The sequence below is a fragment of the Leifsonia sp. HAY1-4F genome (assembly GCF_056755275.1).
In genome coordinates, this window is record NZ_JBNDHX010000005.1 from 53,126 (window position 1) to 69,633 (window position 16,508).

Here is a 16,508-nt window from a genome sequence, read left to right on the forward strand (position 1 = left end):
GGAAGCGTTCGATAGGGGCGACGGCCCGGAGAGAGGAGTCGCCATGTCGGCGAGCGAACTCGAGATGTCCAGCGTGCGGTATCCCTACCGCGGTCGGATCTTCCACGTGGAGAAGAAGTCCCCAGGCATCTGGGTGGTGCTCGACGAGTCGCACGCCGAACTCGGCACGCTGATCCGCGTCGCGCCGGAAGGCGAGGAGCACGAGCCCGTGTTCGGCGCCGTGCCGCCCGGGTACCTCGAGACGCTCCACGAAGGGTCCGACTGGCGGATGCTGGTCGCATCCCTCATCAACGAGTCGCTCGACGCGGAGCCCGCGTCGACCGGGAACCAGGGAGGGTCATGAGCGTCCGCCTGAACAAGAAGGCACTGGAGCACGCGCAGAAGCTCGTGAAGCAGGGGAAGGTCGTCCACGACGAGCGCGACGACTGGAGCGAGGATGCGCCCAGCACCGATGACGAGAACCGATTCATCGACAAGCACGGCTGGGACGAATACGCGCTGTGGCATCTCGGAGAGGACCCGGACGCGAGCGAGGAGACCAAGGGCCGCTTCAGCTTCCCGTACGGCGACTTCTCGAAGGTGCACCGCTGCGCCGTCATCTCGCTGGAGAGCCGCGCCGCCCAGAACGACCACGACGACATCGCGAAAGAGACGAAGCGCCTGCTCGAACGCATCGACGGTGACTAGCCGCCGGGCTACGCTACCCGAGATGAACGCGACGCTGCGCACGACTCTCGGCTGGCTTGCGGCCGTGCTGCTCAACGTCGGCGCGCTGCTGTTCCTGGCCGGGCTGCTCCTCCCCCCGACCGGCGGCGACACTCCCGTGCTCGGGGTGGGAGTCGCTCTGTGCGTGCTCGGGCTGGCGGCGGGCGCGGTCTGGCTCGCGGGCCGGCCGCCCGCTTGAAGGCGTCCCCACCAGCACGCCGGGACCGTCACGACGCCCGGACGCCAAGCGACCCCGCCTGGGATGAGGGGGCGGGGCCGATTGGCACCGGCACCGGGCCGGTGGCTGGGATGGTCGATCAGTCCGGTGGCTCGGTGCGGGCCACGAGGTCCGGATTCGACGGATGGTCCGCCGGGTCGAAGCCGGCAGGCGGAGGCTCAGCCGTGTCGGTGTCGCCGCCGGCGGTCACGTCCTCGGCTCCCTCCGGCGACATGGCCGGCGCGCCCGGGTCCGTGAGATCGCCGGCCTGGCCGGGCTCGGTCTCGGCCGGCTCCGCCGCCTGCGCGTCGCGGTCGCCGGCCGCGCCCTGCGCGTCGCCGGCAGCGCCCTGGCCCTCCTCGAAGCGCTCCGGCCGGTCCTCGGCGGGAACGCCCTCGGCATCCGCGTTCGGAAGTCCGCTGGTATCGCTCATGCTCCGCTCCTTCCTGGCGCCTTACGGCTTGCCCTCTTCGCTGTACGGGGTGGCTGAGTCGTCGCCCTCGTCCTCCGGTCGGCGGGCGTCGTCCAGGTCCGGGATCACATCCAGGATCACGTTCTCGTCCGCCGTGGGCTCGATGGCGCCACCATCGTCGCCCTCGAGGTCACCGGCGAGCCCGTTGGTGGGGTCGTTGCCGGTGACCGGCTCCTGTTCTTCGCGCGAATCGGTCATGCGATCCACGAAACGCCGAACCGTCTACGCCCGCAAGGGGGTCGGCCGACGGGCCGCGGCGGCGTAGCTCCCGTCAGCGCAGCCGGCGGATGAGGTCGAGCAGCGCGGCGCGATACTGCGGCGCGGACTGGTAACCGGGATGCGTCGCCACCGTGACGAGGTAGCGCGGAGGACCGAACTCGTCGGCTCCGCGGTCCAGGTCGTCGGGGCGCCCGTCGTCGAGACGGTAGCTGTTGATCGGGAAGCCGAGGTAGTCGGTGCGGCGCCACAGGTTGATCCAGGCGACCGAGCCATCCGGCCGGGTGAGGAGCTGCACGAGGGAAGGATCGGAGGCGCCGGACGGCGTGACCACGACGGGATCCCCGTCCTGATCCAGCTCGACCTGGGTGAACCACGGGTCGGCCTTGGCGAGCAGCGGACGCCTCGCTCCGAGGGTCCCCAGGGCGTCGGGGCCGAACAGTTCCGGGAAGAACCGCCCGAAATAGACGCGCAGCTGCGAGCCGTAGGTGAGCAGCGCCACGTTGCTCAGCCGGTCGGCGTCATCCGGCCGGAGGGTGAACAGAGTGGATACCGCCAGGACGGTGCCGAGGCTGTGTGCGGAGAGCACCACGCTGAACGGCCGCTGCTCGCCGAGCGCCTTCTCCTCCTGCCCGTCGCGCCATTCGAGCCGCTCGGCGAGGGTCAGACCCTCGGGCGGCTCCAGGTCGTGGGTCAGCCAGTCGGTGACCCGGTCGCGCAGTTCCGGCACGACCCGCTCGGCGTAGCAGGGCGGGCCGAAGGGATGGCCGGCGCGGGGAAGGAAGCACATGAGGTCCCAGAGGACGCTGATCGGGCGCTCCTTCGCGGTGAGCGCGTTCTCCACCACCACGGCGAGGATGGCGGCCGCGATCACGGCGAGCGCCGGACCGACGAGTCCATCGATCCAGCGGAAGGCGACCGAGTACGAGACCGCCAGCGCCACCACGAAACCGACCGCGACGAGGCCCGCGAGGATTCCGAAGAGGGGCTCGCCACGGTGCATGAGGGCGGCCAGCCGCCTGGCGCGGAGGATCTTGAGCGCCAGCCGGTCGGCCGTGGTGCTCGCGGCGATCCGGCCGTCGCGGTACGCATCCACGTGCTCCAGCAGGGGACGGCGGCCGTCGCGCGTGCGGGGCGTGGTGAGCAGCGGCATCCACCGCAGGAGCGACAATGCGAGCCCCGCGGCGACCAGCCCGAGCGCGAGGGCGACGAACGGGAGGACGTCGCCGAAGTTGTGGTAGACGATCGGAGGGCGGAGCACGGTGTGAGGTGCCGCGACGCAGCCGCACGCCGGCGAGCCGCCCACCAGCCAGCCCTGCACGCCGAGCACCAGGAGGGTGGAGAGGATCATCGCGGCGCCCAGCGCGAGCAGCATCATGACGCCCGGCCCCATCCCGGCCCACCCCTCGGCCCGGAAGCGTTCGGGAGGACCGTCGCGGCGCCCGCTCCGCGAGCGCGGCCACCACCACACGAACGCCAGCTGGGCGAGTGTCAGGAGCGCGGCGAGGGCGAACAGGGGCAGTCGCCAGGGGCCGGGGGCGGCATCCACAGTGGCCGGGTTCTGGGCGACCGCGGCGAGGAACGCGAGGCCCGCTCCCGCCATCAGCGCGATCGAGACGGGGTGCGGGACACCGCGCCGCCAGCCGAGAGCGGACACGCAGATCGCCAGCAGGACGCCCAGGATGATGGAGGGAGCGGTCGCCAGCCCGAGGAACGACTCGGACGCCGAAGCGTGGTACCCGCCGCCGAACCAGAGGGCTGCGCCGACGAAGAGGTAGACGAGTACGGAGGCGACCAGCACCCAGGCGGTGACGGCACCGGTGCGGCGGAGCCGGTCGCGCAGGAACTCGTCGACCGCGCGATCCCCGGGGTTCGTCGTCTCGGCCAGCGCCCCCACCAGGACGATCGCGACGACCATCCCGGCCGCCGCGACGACGCCGCCGATCAGCGCGAGGAGGTCGCCGGAGCGGACCGCTCCGCTCAGGCACTGACCCGAGACGAACGTCTGCAGCTTGGCGCAGGCGGCGGAGCCGGCGAAGATCCGGTCCCAGGCGAGCAGCAGCGCGACGAGGAGGAATGCGGCGGCCACGTGCAGGCGCTCGGTCGGAGAGCCCACGCGGGCGGTGCGCCAGAAACCCTCCGAGGCGAGCGGACGCAAGCGCCCCGAGCGCCGGATGCCGCGGCCGCCCATCCGGTCGGCGGCGTCGAAGATGGCGGCCTCGTAGCGGGTGCGGGCCCGTCGCGAGACCACGTAGAGCAGGAGGATGCCGGCGATCGGGAACAGCGACAGCAGCGCGAGCTGGGGCCCGCGGCCGTTGAGCGGGGCGCTGCCGAAGAAGCCGGTCACCCAGGTCGGCAATGCCGTGCAGGCGGTTCCGGTGATGCACTGCACGCCGAGGTCGAGGCTGACGGAGCCGAGGGCGCAGACGTAGAGCAGGGTCAGCCCGAGCGCGAAGATGCGCAGCGAGGAGCCGCCGACCCCGGCATCCCATTCGCCGCCCGGCCGCTGGGTCGGGATGCGGCGTGTCCAGTAGGCGGCGTTCGCAAGACCGAAAGGAGCGAGGAGCAGCCACGCGAGCTGGACGAAGAGCTGTCCGATGAACAGGATGGGCCCCGAGCCGTAGCGGGCGAGACGGCCCCAGGAGTACGCCTCGGTGCGCACGTCCGCTGGCGGGACGACCGGGTCGACCGTGCCGGGCGGCTCGTCGGGGTCGCGGTCCGGGTCGTCCTGCTTCGGCGCCCACCAGAATCCGCCGTTCTCGTCGCCCTGCGTCTGGCGGAGCTCGCTCTGCTCGCGGCCGAGGATCTCGGTCGGCGGGGTGTTCTTGATGCCGTGGATGCGCAGCTCGAGGACGTGGTGAGGCCAGACGGGAGACAGCGCGTCGGGAGCCGGCGCGTCGGGAGCCTGCGCGTCGGCCTGCGCGTGATCGGGGTGCGCGTCGTCGCTCATCCATCCGCTCCTCGTCGGTCTGACGGGCGCAGACTACTCTCGCCTGTGGACGGGCGTCTACGTCATCCACAGGTCGCTGAGGCTATGGCCGACCGACGTGGCGCGGCGTAGTGTCCCTCGTATGAGCAACCCAGAGCAGCCGACCGGCGACGGACGCGAGAACCTCGAAGGCAGCTACACCGAGGTCGACGGGGAGGCGCCGCACGAGCGGACCGTCCACGGCCAGTACACCGAGACGGAGGGCGTCGGCCCGGAGGCGGCGACGGAGGGCAGCTACACCGGAGTCGACGAACCCGCCGAGGCGGCCGAGGGCGAGTACACCGAGAGCGATTACGACAAGCCCTGAGGCGAAGTCGTAGCGATCCAGGGCCGGCCGCGTAGCGCCCGGGTCAGGCGTAGCGCCTGCGCGCCTTCTCGGCCTCCGCCTTCGCCTTCTTGCGGGCCTTCTTCACGTCCGGGGAGTTCCAGAACGACGTGACGGCACCGGTGATCTGCTCGTAGCGCTCGCGGCCTGCGCGTGCACCGAGCAGGTAGGCGAAGGCGACGACCGCCAGGATGAAGAGGGTCTTGGGTCGCATGACCCGAACGTAGACCTCAGCTGTCCGTTCGGGAAGCCCGCCGGGCCGCGCCCGGCCCGTACACTACGCGGCGGAAGAGCCCGTGGAGAGGGCTGGCGAGGAACAGCAGGAAGAGCCAGAACATCCCGACGGCCGGGATGAGGGTGGCCAGGACCAGCGCCGCCGCCATGAGGATGAGTTCGGCGATGCCGCCAGTGCGGTCCCGCGCCGCACGCGCCTCCTCCGACATGAGATCGGGGTGGCGGACGAGCACGAGGCCCATGAGCTGAGAGGCGATCGCCGCGAGCAGCAGGTTGCCGATGTACAGCGCGTTGATGTCGATCCGCTCGCCGCTTCCGTTCGAGAGGACGTTCGCCGTGAACGGGATGATCACGATCGAGAACAGCCACAGGAAGTTCGCCCAGACCAGCGACGACGAGTAGGCGCGGACCGATTCGAAGATGCGGTGGTGCACCACCCAGAACCGCGCGATCACGGCGAACGAGACCACGAATGCCAGGATCTCCCACTGGTACTTCGCGAAGAACGCGTCGAAGGGCTCCTCACCGATGTGCGTGGCCGCGTCGACCAGCGGCAGGATGAGTAGCGTGATCGCGATCGCGACCGTCGCATCCGAGAAGTTGACCAGTCGGTCGAGACCCCGCTCACTCCGCAGCTGCGCCATGCCGACATTCTGCCTCACGAGTCAGCGGCCGTGGAGGGTTCTCGGGTCGGCGTCGTCTCGGCCGTCGCCCAGTCCGGACGCGCGCGCTCGACCGCGTCGAGGATGAGGTCGAGCCCGGTGACGAACTCGTCGTCGTAGTCGTAACCGGCCCGGGCAAGCTCCGACACCACTTCGAGCAGGTACGGGAAGTGCTGCGCGAATTCGGGCGGAGTCGCATCCAGCTTCTGCTCGGCCACCGCGCCGGACTCCTCCGGGGTGTCGAACGGCAGCGTCTTCTCCTGCAGGGCGAAGCCGTAGACGTACGCATCGAGCACCGAGGTCACGTGCACGGTCGTGCGGAAGGAGAATCCCGAGCGCCGGAGGCATCCCATCATCGCGTTGTGCTGGTGGAGGTTCGCGAAGCCCGGGCGCAGCCGCGACTCCATGAGGCCGACCGCCCAGCGGTGCCGGAGCAGCGCGCGGCGGAGCGAGACCGAGCGGCGGCGCATCCCTTCCCGCCAGGTCTGGTCGGTCGATGGCGCCTCCACCTCCGCCCAGACCCGATCGACCATGCCGTCGAGGAGATCGTCCTTGTTGGCGACGTGCTTGTAGAGCGCCATCGGAACGACGCCCAGCCGCTGCGCGAGCGTTCGCATGCTGAGTCCGTCCAGTCCTTCACTGTCGGCGAGGGCGAGCCCGGCGTCGATGACGCGGTCGGTCGTGAGGCCGGGTCGCGGCGTCGACGATCCTTCCCTTGACATGGTGTACAGCGTACACCTACAGTCGTCTCCGAGAGGTGTACGCCGTACACCTCCGCCCGAGAGGACACAGTATGCATCCCTACGACCGTCGCCGTTCGCTCGCCGCGGGCGTCTTCTTCCTGCTCACCTTCGCCACGTCGATCCCCGGCGCGCTGCTGTACGGCCCCCTCCTGACCGACCCGCACTACGTCATCGCCGGTCCCACCACCCCGGTCCTGGCCGGCGCCCTGCTGGAGATCGCCCTCGTCATCGTCAACCTCGGCACCGCGCTCGTTCTCTATCCGGTGCTGCGCCGCACGAGCCCGTCCCTCGCGCTGGCCTACGTGGTCGCTCGCGTGATGGAGTCGGCCCTCATCGCCGTCGGCATCCTCAGCCTGCTGGCCGTCGTCACCCTCCGCGAGAACGGCCCGGCGTCGGGCGGTACGGATGCGGCCGCGGTGGTCGTCGCGCAGGCCCTGGTGGCGCTGCACGGATGGACGTTCCTGCTCGGCCCCGGTTTCGTCGTCGGCCTCGGCAACGGCCTGATCCTCGGCTGGATGCTGTTCCGCGCGGGACTCGTGCCCCGCGGCTGGGCGGTCCTCGGCATGATCGCCGGCCCGCTGGTCTCCCTCTCGGGCATCGCCGTGCTCCTCGGCGCCTTCGACCAGGTCTCGCCGTGGTCGGCGATCGCCACCCTCCCCGAATTCGTCTGGGAGGCGTTCCTCGGCATCTACCTGACCGTGCGCGGATTCCGGGCGCGGTCGCAGGACGCGACGCAGGCGCCGGCGCCCGTCACCGCAGCGACGCGCTGAACTCCTCGAGGGACACGACCGTCACGCCCCCGCGCGGGAACACCTTCTCGGTGAGGACGCGGTGCACCTCGGGGTCCGAGTCCCAGCATCCATCCTCGAGGACGACCAGGCGGAAGTCGCGATCCGAGGCGTCGCGAACGGTCGAGAGCACGACGCCCGCGGTCGCGATGCCCGAGAGGACGAGGGTGTCGATCCCCCGGTCCGCGAGCCGGTCGGCCAAGTCGGTGGTGCTGAAGGCGCCGACCCTCCGCTTGCGGACCACGATCTCGCCCGAGGCCGGCGCAAGGCGATCGTCGAATTGAGTGACCGGGCTGCCGGCGTCCAGCCGGGCGGCGGATCCGGCGAAGCGGGAGGTCGGCGGGATGCGCTCCGCCTCCTCCGCGGTGAGCGCCACGCGCACGTAGCCGACGGTCAGCCCGGCGGCGCGGGCGGCGTCGCGTGCCCGCACGAGTCCGGCGACGAAGGCGTCGGGATCGGGATGACGCGAGAGGATGCCCTGCTGGACATCCATGATGAGGAGCGCGGTGCGCGCGGGGTCGAGCCAGAGATCGTTCACATCCGTAAACTATCCGGCTCTCCCTGTGCGGGAGGTCAGAGGCCGAGCGACTTCTTGATGAGCGCCTCAGCGTCGTCGGTGCCCGCGGCCCGCTCGGTCGCCTCCTGGTTGGCCTCGGTGACGGCCTTCACGACCTCATCGCGCTGGATGCGGATGCCGCGCGGGGCCTCGATGCCGATCCGGACGCCGTCGCCGCGGGAGTCGAGGATCGTCACGACGATGTCGTCGCCGATGAGCACCCGCTCCCCCGCCTTGCGTGTCAGTACCAGCATCCGCCCAGCCTATCCGCCGGGCGGCGTCTCCAGCCAGAGAACCGGCAGGCCGAGCGCCTGGACCGACCCCGGCGATGCGGTGAGGGATGCGCCGGTCGCAGCGACGGCATCCACGGCGAGCGCCGCATCCACCGTCCGCACCCACTCCGCTGTGTCGTCGTGCTTGCGCGAGACGTCCACGGCGACCCAGACCTGATCCGGCGCGATCGCCGCGAGCTGCGGCACCACGGCATGCACGTCGGTGGGACCGGCCAAGGGGAAGACGGCCACCACGGGGATGCCGCGGCGCACCCCGTCGGCGCGGGCGGCGAGCGCGGCGCGCCGGTCACGCACGTGGCGCACCTCGGCGTCGGCGCCGGCGGAGGCGGCGAGCGCTGCAGCGGCGGCGTCCGCGTCGGCGCCGAGCCCGACGACGAGGGTGAGGTCGCCGCGCCCGCGCAGGCGTGCAGGCGGCGCTCCCGCGGGCGTCCTCGCCCCCCGGCGCTCGTCGAGGTGCTCGTAGGTGTCGCGAATCGGCGCATTTTCGGGTAACGACGAGCACCTCGGCGACTCCGCGAGCTCGTTCGGCGCGAGCTCCGGCGCATCGACCGCGCGGACGAGGTCGTCCAGCACCGCCTGGAACGCCAGCGACGACGTCGAGACGGCGGGCAGCACCTCCTCGTCCGCCGCCATCCACTCAGGCCGCGATCGACTCCGCACCGCGGACCACCCCCACCGTCTCGATCGCGGCCTGGACGGCCGTCACCTCCTGGTACGAGAGCACCGCGAGACCCGCGAGCTGCCCGGCGACCATCCGGCGGAGCGCAGGTCGCAGCGCCGGTGCGCAGACGAGCACGGCGGAGACGCCCGACTCGTCCAGCCTCCCGGCGGTGTCGCGGATGGATGCGAGCACCGCCTCCAGGCGCACCGGGTCCAGCACGATCTGCGTGCCGGACTCCGACGGGCGCAGACCCTCGAGCATCGACTGCTCGAGCCCGGGGTCGATCATGATCACCCGCAGCGTCCCGGCGTCCAGATGCGGCGCCACGACGGCCGGTCCCAGCGCCGCGCGGGCGGCCTCCACCAGGCCTTCGGGGTCGTTCGACACCTTGGCCCGCAGGGTGAGCGCCTCCAGGATCCGCGGCAGGTCGTTGATCGGGACCTGCTCGGCGAGCAGGCCCTGCAGCACCCGCTGCACCTCGGCGAGCGACAGCAGAGCCGGGATGAGCTCCTCCACCGCGGGCGGGTTGATCTGCTTGACGCCCTCGGTGAGCAGGCGGACGTCCTCTCGGGTGAGCAGGCGTGCTGCGTTCGCCGTGACGATCGAGGACAGGTGCGTGATCAGCACCGAGACGCGGTCGATGACCGTCGCTCCGCCGAGCTCGGCGCTGTGCCGCATCTCGGACGGGATCCACTTCGCCGGGAGGCCGAAAACAGGCTCGACGGTCGGCGTGCCCGGAAGCGTGTCGAGGGCGTCGCCGAGGGCGAGCACCCGGCCCGACGGCGCCTGCCCGCGCCCTCCCTCCACGCCGGCGACCTTGATCACGTAGGTGGACGGCGGGAGGTCGGCGCTGTCGCGGGTCCGCACCGGAGGGACGATGACGCCGAGCTCCAGCGCGATCTTGCGGCGCAGCGCGCGCACGCGGGCGAGCAGGTCATCGGAGGCGCCGCTGACGATGTCCACGAGGTCCGGCGCGAGCGTGATCTCGAGGGCGTGGATGCGCATCTGCTCGATCAGGTCCTCGGTCGTCTCCGTCTTGGTCGCGGTGGCGACCGCGTTCTGCGCGGCCTGCGACTTCTTCGCCGCCGCCTGCGCGGTCTTGATCCGCTGCGACGCCAGGATGAGGAACGCTCCGACGAGCACGAACGGGATGGGCGGCATCCCGGGGATGAGCGCGAGGACGATCGCGGCGCATCCCGCGATCATGAGCGCGTTCCGCGACTGGCTGAGCTGGTTGCTGGCCGTCGTACCCATATCCGACTCGGCGTTCGAGCGGGTGACGATCATGCCGGTCGACACGGCCATGAGGAGGGCCGGGATCTGCGACACCAGGCCGTCGCCGATGGTGAGCAGCGTGTACGAGTTGACCGCGTCGCCGAGTTGCATGCCGCGCTGGATCATCCCGATCGCGATACCGCCGACGACATTGATGACGATGATGAGGATGCCCGCGATCGCGTCGCCCTTGACGAACTTGGATGCGCCGTCCATCGCGCCGTAGAAGTCCGCCTCCGCCGAGACCTCTGCGCGGCGCGTCCGTGCCTGCTCCTCGGTGATGAGACCGGCGTTCAGGTCCGCGTCGATCGCCATCTGCTTGCCCGGCATGGCGTCGAGCGTGAAGCGCGCGCCCACCTCGGCGACGCGCTCCGCACCCTTGGTGACCACGATGAACTGGATGACGACGAGGATCAGGAACACGACCGCGCCGATGATGATCGACCCGCCGACCGCCACGTGACCGAACGCCTGGATGACCTGACCGGCGAAGCCGTCCCCCAGCACCAGCCGGGTGGAGGCGACGTTGAGCCCCAGCCGGAACAGGGTCGCCACGAGCAGCAGCGACGGGAAGACCGAGAAGTCGAGCGGCTTCTTCACGAACATCGTGGTGAGCAGGATGACCAGCGCCAGCATGATGTTGACGATGATCAGGAGGTCGAGCACCCAGGCCGGCACGGGCACGACCAGCAGCATGATGATGCCGACCACGGCGATCGGTACGGCCACCCGTGCGGCCAGGCCCTTGTTCTGCTTCACGACAGCCCTCCCAGCTGGGGTCGCATGGTGTGGAATCCGGCCGCCGAGCCGCGCTGCTTGAGCGACAGCACGAAGGCGAGGACCCGGGCGACCGAGTTGTACAGTTCGACCGGGATCTCGTCGCCGACCTGGCAGCCGGCATGCAGGGCACGGGCGAGGGGGATGTCCTTGACGATCGGCACGCGCTCCTCTTCGGCCTTCTCGCGGATGCGCAGCGCGATCGCCCCCGCGCCCTTCGCGACGACCCGCGGAGCCGAGCGGCCGGGCTCGTACTTCACGGCGACGGCGATGTGCGTCGGGTTGACGAGCACCACATCCGACCCTCCGATCGCGGCGATCATCCGGTTGCGGCTCATCGCCAGCTGACGCGAGCGGCGGTGGGAGCGGACCAGGGGGTCGCCCTCGGTGTTCTTGTTCTCGTCCCGTAGCTCCTGCTTGCTCATGCGGGTGTGCTTGCGGTTGCGGCGCAGGACGACGAGCACATCCAGTCCGGCGAGCACCAGTCCCGCACCGACGGCGGCCTGCAGCAGCCCGGCGACCCCGCCCGAAGCGGCGGAGAGCAGCGAGCCGAGCGGCAGTGAGCCGGAGGTCAGCAGCACCGGCAGGAGGCCCTGGACGACGAGGAACAGCCCGACGGCGACGACGGCCGACTTCAGCAGGGTCTTGGCGCCCTCCCAGAGCGCGCGCATCCCGAACACCCGGCCGATGCCCTGCACGAGGTCGAACTGCTCGAACCTGCCCTCGAGCTTCTTGAGATGGATGCCGCCCTGCACCGCGGCCGCACCGATGACGGCGAGCGCTGCGACCCCGAGCAGCGGCCCGATCGTCGCCAGGATGCTGCCGAGCCCGTCGCCGAGCGCAGCGACCGCCTTCGCCGGGTCCGGGCTCTCGATCACGGACCGGACGGAGAAGAGCTGGTCGACGGCCGCGGCCGACCCGGCCTGGAGGGTGAACGGCAGCATCACCGCGGCCGCCCCGACGCCGATCCACGCGTTGAGGTCGGACGACGTGCCGAGGCGGCCCTTCGAGCGGGCCTCCTTCATCCGCTTGTCGGTCGCCTTCTCGGTGCGCTCCTGCGCGTCGCTCATCGGCCCACCCCCAGCATGGCTTTGACGGCGGTGTCGGTCAGCCCGGAGACGACACCGGGAAGCGCGACGAACACGACGCCGGAGAGGACGACCGTGAGCATGATCTTCAGCGGGAAGCCGAGCGAGAAGGCGTTGAGCGCGGGCGCCACGCGGGTGAGCAGGCCCAGACCGACATCCGCCAGGAACAGCACGACGATCAGCGGACCGGCGATCTGCAGGGAGGCGAGGAACAGCTGCGTGACGCCGGTGACCATCTCCCTCACCGGGTCGGCGAGGTCGAGACCCGCGGCCAGGGGGATGGCGTCGAAGCTCCGCACCAACCCGCCGATGATCAGCTGGTAGCCGCCGGATGCGAAGAGCAGCGCGAGGGCGGTCAGCTGGAACATCCGCGTGAACTGGGCGCCGTTGATCATCGACTGCGGGTCGAACGCCTGCGCCAGCTGGAACCCGCCGAACAGATCCACCAGGCTCCCCGCCGACTGGATGGCCGCGAAGACGACGAAGACCAGGAACCCGAGGGTCGCGCCCACCGCCAGCTCGCGCAGCATCGCCAGCACGAAGGCCCCCGTGTCGCCCGAGTGGTATCCGGCGCCGGCGCGCGGGGCGACCGCCACCGCGAGACCGATCGCGAGCATCCCCTTCACCTGCGCCGGGAATCCGTTGTACGAGAAGGGCGGCGCGATCACGAGGAACGCCACCATCCGCAGCGACGCCAGCGCGACCGCCTCGATCGCGCCCAGATCGATCGGGCCAAGCTCTATGGGCATTGCCATCAGCCGCCGCCCAGCAGCTGCGGGATCTTGTCGAAGAGCACGTGGGTGAACGTCACGAGCTCGGAGATCATCCACTGCCCGCAGACGATGAGCGCCACCGCGACGGCGGCCGCCTTCGGCACGAACGAGAGGGTGACCTCCTGGATCTGGGTGATCGACTGCACCAGCGAGATGGCGAAACCGACGACCAGCGCGGTGATGACGATGGGAGCGGCGAGCTTCGCCGTGACGAGGAGGCCCTGCATCGCGATGTCGAGGACGGCGTTGGGGTTCATCCGCCACCCCGGTAGCTCGTGATGAGACTCGTGATGATGAGGCCCCAGCCGTCGACCAGCACGAAGAGCAGGATCTTGAACGGCAGCGAGATCATCACCGGCGGCAGCATCATCATGCCCATCGACATGAGCGCGGCCGAGACCACCATGTCGATGACGAGGAACGGCACGAAGATGACGAACCCGATGATGAAGGCGGCCCTCAGCTCGGAGATCATGAACGCCGGGATGAGCGTGAGGATGGGGACGTCCTTCATGCTCGACGGGTTCGCCCGCCCGGCGGCCCGGGTCATCAGCGCGATGTCCTCCTCGCGGGTGTGCGCCGCCATGAAGCCGCGCAGCGGGGCCTCCGCGAGATGGATCGCCGTGGTGAAGTCCAGGTGGCCGGCGAGGTACGGCTGCACGGCCGAGTTGTTGATGTCCACGAGCACCGGGCTCATGATGAACAGGCTGAGGAACAGCGAGAGGCCGGCGAGCACCTGGTTCGGCGGGATGGACGGGAGCGCGAGCGCGTTCCGGGTGATCGCGAGCACGACGAAGATCTTCGTGAACGATGACATCATCAGCAGCAGCGCGGGGGCCACCGACAGCAGGGTGATGCCGAGGAGCGTCAGGATGGCGGCGCTCGGCGTGCCGTTGGGGCCGTTGATGTCGAGGGTGATGCCGCCGCTACCCGTGGGACCGGCGGGATTCGCGGGGCCGGGCGGGCCGGTCGGCGACGGGACGGGCGTGGGGACCGCGTGCGCCGCGTTCGCGCCGAGTAGCACGATCGCGACGACGATGAGCGCGACCAGGATTCCGGCCAGCGCGAGGCGAGGCGCCCTCCCGGCGCGCGCCGTCACCTCTTCTGCCGCACCGCCGAACTCGCCTGCCGCCACGTTGCCGGGGACAGGATCGAGCCTTTGAGTGCCTCGTCGAAGAGCGAGGCGCGTCCGTGCGCCGTGAGGAAGTCGGCATCCTGCCTGGGGGTGGGGTTGGTGCTGCTGGTGCTGCTGGTGCTGCTGGTGCTGCTGGTTGCGCTGCGTCGCCTGCCGGTCGCGTGGTCTGTGCCCGTGCGGGCCTCCGGCTCGCGGACCGGGACCAGGTGGGCGACCTCCGCCTCCTGCGGGCGATCGCCGGTGTGGAGGACGGAGACCTCCCGCTCGGTGACGCCGAGCACGAATCGCCGGCCGTCCACATCCACGACGACGACCGAGGCCTTCGGGCCGACGCCCTGCCGGCCGACGAGGGTGACCGCGTCACCGCGGCGACGCCGCCCTCGACGGGAGGCGCGCCCCCGGGTGACGCGGCGCTGGACGAAGCACAGCAGCGCCACGATCACGCCCAGCACGACGAGCACGCGCAGGGCGATGAACAGGGTCTCCACGCCCCGCACTATCGGCCGCTGCGTGCGTCCCGTTAGCCGCGGTGCGCGTCACGTCCGCGACACGCTAGCGTCTTCTCCTGGGGGGAGCTGCGCGCTGGGATGCGGCGGAATCCGCACCAGACGACCACGAACCGAGGGACCAGCAGTGACCGACGCGGAGACGACCGAGCAGGCACCGGAAGCGCAGCCGGCGGCAGCGCACCCCGCGCCTCGCAAGCGGCGATGGCGCCTCTGGGTGACGATCACCGCATCCGTGCTGCTGTCAGCGGGCGCGGTGACCGGCGCGGGATACGCGTGGCAGGCGATCGCGACCGTGCAGTCCACGTCCGCCTACCGGGAGGTGGTGGCCGCCTCGAAGGCACTGAGCGACGTGACGGACGCGCGCGGGATAGCGCTGGACAAGGCGCGCGCCTCCCTGTTCTCGATCGCCGTGTTCACCGACCATGCACGTCCGGATTACCTGGCAGTGGCGACCGCGAAGAGCCTCTCCGACGCCGAGGCGGGCCTCGAGGCGAAGAGCCGCACGCTCAGCTACACGTCGTTCGAGCCGCCGAAGATCAGGGCGACCGCCGCGGATCTGCTGCCCTGGACCGTCATCGGCGACGTGCAGCACAAGGCGCAGCTCGCCCACGACGAGCACGCCCTCACACGGACCCGTTCCGCCGAGCTGAAGGCTCTGGATGCGGCGCAGGCGGTCTTCTCGACCACCGCCCACGACGTGTACCGCGAACTCGCCGCACACGGCGAGCAGGTGCTGACGGCGGACGATTCGGCGACCTATGCGAGCAAGGTCGACCTGCGGCACGCCATCGATGCCGGAGTCCACGGCGTGGTCACTGGGGGGTTCGGCGGTGCGGGGCTCGTGAACCTCATCGACGCGACGGACGGAGTGACCGCTTCCCAGGCGGCAGGCGAGGCGGAGAAGCAGGACCCGGCGTATCCCATCCGGGCGCAGATCGAGGCGTACGCGCGCTCGATCGCACATGGCGTCACCCTCGACTTCGAATGGCACGCCGAGGTCAGGGGCCTGGGCGAGGGCTGGTACTCGGGCACCACGCAGTATCACGAGGGAGACGGCGGCTGGGCCACGATCGACCTGAACTTCCCCATCCAGGACGGCTGGGCCCGCGGGGATGTGAATGCAAAAGCCCTGATCACGCACGAGGTCGGTCACTCCCAGGTGGTGCGGACGGCCTGCAAGGCGCTCTTCGACGGACCCGCGTTCCGCGACGACGACGAGATGTGGGCCACCGCCTGGGCCATCTCGATGGGCTTCGACGTGGGAGGGTCGGGCATCGAGGCGTACGGCCGGCCGAGCGACGAGCAGATCGCGGTCGCCGGCCAGTGCCGCTGAACGCGGCGGGAGCCTCCGGAGGGCACCCGGCCGTCAGTCCAGGTCTTCCGCCGTATCCAGGATCTTCGTGATCCGCACGGCGTAGTCCTGGTCCACGACCACGATCTCGCCGTGGGCGATGAGACGGCCGTTGAGCAGGACGTCCGCAGGCGACCCGGCCGAGCGGTCCAGTTCGATGACGGCCCCCGGCTCCATGGCGAGCACGTCGCGCACGGCCATGCGCGTGCGGCCGATCTCGACGGTGAGCGCCATCTCCACGTTGCTGATCCTGGCCAGCTTGCCACCCAGAACGCCTCCCGCCGAGGGCTCGGCGGAGGACCGGGAGAAGCGACCGCGTACGGCGAACCAGCCCGCGACGCCCGCGGAGCCGGACAGAGCGAACACGGTCGTCGCGGGGTCGGTGAACAGCGCGGAGGCGTCGTCGATGCGCGCGTCGTCGAGCACCCCCGCGCCCAGCGTGTCGCTGGCTGCCTCGAGTGCCGGCTGCAGCACGTCCTGCACCGCCACCAGCGGGGAGCCGTCCGCGCCCTCGTCCACCAGCTGTGGCACCTCCAGGAGCACGACGGCCAGTTCGGCCGAGACGGATCCGACGAAGGATGCGACCACGGCCCGCGCAGCCTCCCGCACCTCGGAGCCCTGCGCGAGCAGTGGAGTGATCGGGGCGCCGGTCGGCAGCACCCGTGCGAGCGCCTCGGCGGCGGCCTGCGCCTGGCCGAGGGAGATTCCGGTGGCGTTCGCGATGCTGGTCATGCTCATG

At 70.8% G+C, this 16,508-nt stretch carries 22 protein-coding genes; 6 read left to right on the forward strand and 16 right to left on the reverse strand.

The features are described 5' to 3' along the window. The first annotated feature begins 43 nt into the window (after positions 1 to 43). Genes ACPYOG_RS02115 through ACPYOG_RS02125 form a run of 3 tightly spaced genes read left to right on the forward strand, consistent with a single transcriptional unit; the run spans position 44 to position 904 of the window. The gene (locus ACPYOG_RS02115; protein WP_090039625.1) at positions 44 to 343 is read left to right on the forward strand and encodes a hypothetical protein; all 300 of its coding nucleotides are present in this window, start codon (positions 44 to 46) and stop codon (positions 341 to 343) included. Then, entirely contained in the window at positions 340 to 687 is a 348-nt protein-coding gene (locus tag ACPYOG_RS02120; protein ID WP_481292608.1) for a hypothetical protein, read from the forward strand. Before ACPYOG_RS02115 ends, ACPYOG_RS02120 begins: the two co-directional genes overlap by 4 nt. Positions 688 to 709: 22 nt before the next feature. After that, a complete protein-coding gene (locus ACPYOG_RS02125) occupies positions 710 to 904 on the forward strand; it encodes a hypothetical protein (protein ID WP_481292609.1) in 195 nt (64 codons plus the stop codon). 118 nt (positions 905 to 1,022) lie between these two features. Here ACPYOG_RS02125 and ACPYOG_RS02130 read toward each other — a convergent pair whose 3' ends face one another. From ACPYOG_RS02130 to ACPYOG_RS02140, 3 genes are all read right to left on the reverse strand, one after another. Beyond that, positions 1,023 to 1,355, reverse strand: coding sequence for a hypothetical protein (locus ACPYOG_RS02130; protein ID WP_481292610.1), 333 nt, complete (start codon positions 1,353 to 1,355; stop codon positions 1,023 to 1,025). A gap of 21 nt (positions 1,356 to 1,376) precedes the next feature. Continuing rightward, the gene (locus tag ACPYOG_RS02135; protein WP_481292611.1) at positions 1,377 to 1,592 is read right to left on the reverse strand and encodes a hypothetical protein; all 216 of its coding nucleotides are present in this window, start codon (positions 1,590 to 1,592) and stop codon (positions 1,377 to 1,379) included. A 73-nt stretch (positions 1,593 to 1,665) separates the two neighbouring features. Continuing rightward, a complete protein-coding gene (locus ACPYOG_RS02140; protein ID WP_481292612.1) occupies positions 1,666 to 4,560 on the reverse strand; it encodes a hypothetical protein in 2,895 nt (964 codons plus the stop codon). 121 nt (positions 4,561 to 4,681) lie between these two features. Between ACPYOG_RS02140 and ACPYOG_RS02145 the strand changes: the two genes are divergently transcribed. Further along, positions 4,682 to 4,906, forward strand: coding sequence for a hypothetical protein (locus ACPYOG_RS02145; RefSeq protein ID WP_481292613.1), 225 nt, complete (start codon positions 4,682 to 4,684; stop codon positions 4,904 to 4,906). A gap of 43 nt (positions 4,907 to 4,949) precedes the next feature. Here the strand turns inward: ACPYOG_RS02145 and ACPYOG_RS02150 are convergent, their stop codons facing one another. From ACPYOG_RS02150 to ACPYOG_RS02160, 3 genes are read right to left on the reverse strand one after another with little or no spacing between them, the layout of a single operon-like run. Further along, positions 4,950 to 5,138 carry a hypothetical protein gene (locus ACPYOG_RS02150; RefSeq protein ID WP_481292614.1) on the reverse strand — a complete coding sequence of 63 codons (189 nt, stop codon included), beginning with the start codon at positions 5,136 to 5,138 and terminating at the stop codon, positions 4,950 to 4,952. A 16-nt stretch (positions 5,139 to 5,154) separates the two neighbouring features. Beyond that, positions 5,155 to 5,802 (reverse strand): TMEM175 family protein, encoded by a 648-nt coding sequence (locus tag ACPYOG_RS02155; RefSeq protein WP_481292615.1) that lies wholly within the window; start codon positions 5,800 to 5,802, stop codon positions 5,155 to 5,157. A 14-nt stretch (positions 5,803 to 5,816) separates the two neighbouring features. Beyond that, on the reverse strand, positions 5,817 to 6,542 hold the full coding sequence (locus ACPYOG_RS02160) for a TetR/AcrR family transcriptional regulator C-terminal domain-containing protein (RefSeq protein WP_481292616.1): 726 nt from the start codon (positions 6,540 to 6,542) through the stop codon (positions 5,817 to 5,819). 71 nt (positions 6,543 to 6,613) lie between these two features. Here ACPYOG_RS02160 and ACPYOG_RS02165 point away from each other — a divergent pair, with 71 nt between their 5' ends. Further along, entirely contained in the window at positions 6,614 to 7,333 is a 720-nt protein-coding gene (locus tag ACPYOG_RS02165) for a DUF4386 domain-containing protein (protein WP_481292617.1), read from the forward strand. Here the strand turns inward: ACPYOG_RS02165 and ACPYOG_RS02170 are convergent. The 9 genes from ACPYOG_RS02170 to ACPYOG_RS02210 are packed head-to-tail and all read right to left on the reverse strand — an operon-like array spanning position 7,314 to position 14,397. Further along, a complete protein-coding gene (locus ACPYOG_RS02170) occupies positions 7,314 to 7,889 on the reverse strand; it encodes a cysteine hydrolase family protein (RefSeq protein WP_481292618.1) in 576 nt (191 codons plus the stop codon). The genes ACPYOG_RS02165 and ACPYOG_RS02170 overlap by 20 nt on opposite strands. 35 nt (positions 7,890 to 7,924) lie before the next feature. Then, positions 7,925 to 8,161: a carbon storage regulator CsrA gene (gene csrA, locus ACPYOG_RS02175; protein ID WP_481292619.1), complete on the reverse strand. Its 237-nt coding sequence runs from the start codon at positions 8,159 to 8,161 to the stop codon at positions 7,925 to 7,927. Between the two features lie 9 nt (positions 8,162 to 8,170). Continuing rightward, positions 8,171 to 8,833, reverse strand: a complete 663-nt coding sequence (locus ACPYOG_RS02180) for a hypothetical protein (RefSeq protein ID WP_481292620.1) — start codon at positions 8,831 to 8,833, stop codon at positions 8,171 to 8,173. Between the two features lie 4 nt (positions 8,834 to 8,837). After that, positions 8,838 to 10,832: a flagellar biosynthesis protein FlhA gene (locus ACPYOG_RS02185; protein ID WP_481292652.1), complete on the reverse strand. Its 1,995-nt coding sequence runs from the start codon at positions 10,830 to 10,832 to the stop codon at positions 8,838 to 8,840. Between the two features lie 59 nt (positions 10,833 to 10,891). Further along, positions 10,892 to 11,983: an EscU/YscU/HrcU family type III secretion system export apparatus switch protein gene (locus tag ACPYOG_RS02190; RefSeq protein WP_481292621.1), complete on the reverse strand. Its 1,092-nt coding sequence runs from the start codon at positions 11,981 to 11,983 to the stop codon at positions 10,892 to 10,894. Continuing rightward, positions 11,980 to 12,750, reverse strand: a complete 771-nt coding sequence (locus ACPYOG_RS02195) for a flagellar biosynthetic protein FliR (RefSeq protein WP_481292622.1) — start codon at positions 12,748 to 12,750, stop codon at positions 11,980 to 11,982. The genes ACPYOG_RS02190 and ACPYOG_RS02195 overlap by 4 nt, the downstream gene beginning before the upstream one ends. 5 nt (positions 12,751 to 12,755) lie before the next feature. After that, positions 12,756 to 13,031, reverse strand: coding sequence for a flagellar biosynthetic protein FliQ (locus tag ACPYOG_RS02200; protein WP_481292623.1), 276 nt, complete (start codon positions 13,029 to 13,031; stop codon positions 12,756 to 12,758). Next, a complete protein-coding gene (gene fliP, locus ACPYOG_RS02205) occupies positions 13,028 to 13,909 on the reverse strand; it encodes a flagellar type III secretion system pore protein FliP (RefSeq protein ID WP_481292624.1) in 882 nt (293 codons plus the stop codon). Before fliP ends, ACPYOG_RS02200 begins: the two co-directional genes overlap by 4 nt. Next, positions 13,870 to 14,397 (reverse strand): flagellar biosynthetic protein FliO, encoded by a 528-nt coding sequence (locus ACPYOG_RS02210; RefSeq protein WP_481292625.1) that lies wholly within the window; start codon positions 14,395 to 14,397, stop codon positions 13,870 to 13,872. The genes fliP and ACPYOG_RS02210 overlap by 40 nt, the downstream gene beginning before the upstream one ends. Positions 14,398 to 14,542: 145 nt before the next feature. On the opposite strand from ACPYOG_RS02210, the gene ACPYOG_RS02215 reads away from it, so the two are divergent. Further along, on the forward strand, positions 14,543 to 15,751 hold the full coding sequence (locus ACPYOG_RS02215) for a hypothetical protein (RefSeq protein WP_481292626.1): 1,209 nt from the start codon (positions 14,543 to 14,545) through the stop codon (positions 15,749 to 15,751). Between the two features lie 33 nt (positions 15,752 to 15,784). On the opposite strand, the gene fliN is transcribed toward ACPYOG_RS02215, so the two are convergent. After that, positions 15,785 to 16,507 (reverse strand): flagellar motor switch protein FliN, encoded by a 723-nt coding sequence (gene fliN / locus ACPYOG_RS02220; RefSeq protein WP_481292627.1) that lies wholly within the window; start codon positions 16,505 to 16,507, stop codon positions 15,785 to 15,787. Position 16,508 lies beyond the last annotated feature (1 nt).

What these genes read in the sequence shown, in the direction of transcription:
- ACPYOG_RS02115 (WP_090039625.1), top strand. Translation starts at nt 44, where the DNA reads ATGTCGGCGAGCGAACTCGAGATGTCCAGCGTGCGGTATCCCTACCGC.
- ACPYOG_RS02120 (WP_481292608.1), top strand. Translation starts at nt 340, where the DNA reads ATGAGCGTCCGCCTGAACAAGAAGGCACTGGAGCACGCGCAGAAGCTC.
- ACPYOG_RS02125 (WP_481292609.1), top strand. Translation starts at nt 710, where the DNA reads ATGAACGCGACGCTGCGCACGACTCTCGGCTGGCTTGCGGCCGTGCTG.
- ACPYOG_RS02130 (WP_481292610.1), bottom strand. Translation starts at nt 1,355, where the DNA reads ATGAGCGATACCAGCGGACTTCCGAACGCGGATGCCGAGGGCGTTCCC.
- ACPYOG_RS02135 (WP_481292611.1), bottom strand. Translation starts at nt 1,592, where the DNA reads ATGACCGATTCGCGCGAAGAACAGGAGCCGGTCACCGGCAACGACCCC.
- ACPYOG_RS02140 (WP_481292612.1), bottom strand. Translation starts at nt 4,560, where the DNA reads ATGAGCGACGACGCGCACCCCGATCACGCGCAGGCCGACGCGCAGGCT.
- ACPYOG_RS02145 (WP_481292613.1), top strand. Translation starts at nt 4,682, where the DNA reads ATGAGCAACCCAGAGCAGCCGACCGGCGACGGACGCGAGAACCTCGAA.
- ACPYOG_RS02150 (WP_481292614.1), bottom strand. Translation starts at nt 5,138, where the DNA reads ATGCGACCCAAGACCCTCTTCATCCTGGCGGTCGTCGCCTTCGCCTAC.
- ACPYOG_RS02155 (WP_481292615.1), bottom strand. Translation starts at nt 5,802, where the DNA reads ATGGCGCAGCTGCGGAGTGAGCGGGGTCTCGACCGACTGGTCAACTTC.
- ACPYOG_RS02160 (WP_481292616.1), bottom strand. Translation starts at nt 6,542, where the DNA reads ATGTCAAGGGAAGGATCGTCGACGCCGCGACCCGGCCTCACGACCGAC.
- ACPYOG_RS02165 (WP_481292617.1), top strand. Translation starts at nt 6,614, where the DNA reads ATGCATCCCTACGACCGTCGCCGTTCGCTCGCCGCGGGCGTCTTCTTC.
- csrA (WP_481292619.1), bottom strand. Translation starts at nt 8,161, where the DNA reads ATGCTGGTACTGACACGCAAGGCGGGGGAGCGGGTGCTCATCGGCGAC.
- ACPYOG_RS02180 (WP_481292620.1), bottom strand. Translation starts at nt 8,833, where the DNA reads ATGGCGGCGGACGAGGAGGTGCTGCCCGCCGTCTCGACGTCGTCGCTG.
- ACPYOG_RS02185 (WP_481292652.1), bottom strand. Translation starts at nt 10,832, where the DNA reads ATGCTGCTGGTCGTGCCCGTGCCGGCCTGGGTGCTCGACCTCCTGATC.
- ACPYOG_RS02190 (WP_481292621.1), bottom strand. Translation starts at nt 11,983, where the DNA reads ATGAGCGACGCGCAGGAGCGCACCGAGAAGGCGACCGACAAGCGGATG.
- ACPYOG_RS02195 (WP_481292622.1), bottom strand. Translation starts at nt 12,750, where the DNA reads ATGCCCATAGAGCTTGGCCCGATCGATCTGGGCGCGATCGAGGCGGTC.
- ACPYOG_RS02200 (WP_481292623.1), bottom strand. Translation starts at nt 13,031, where the DNA reads ATGAACCCCAACGCCGTCCTCGACATCGCGATGCAGGGCCTCCTCGTC.
- fliN (WP_481292627.1), bottom strand. Translation starts at nt 16,507, where the DNA reads ATGAGCATGACCAGCATCGCGAACGCCACCGGAATCTCCCTCGGCCAG.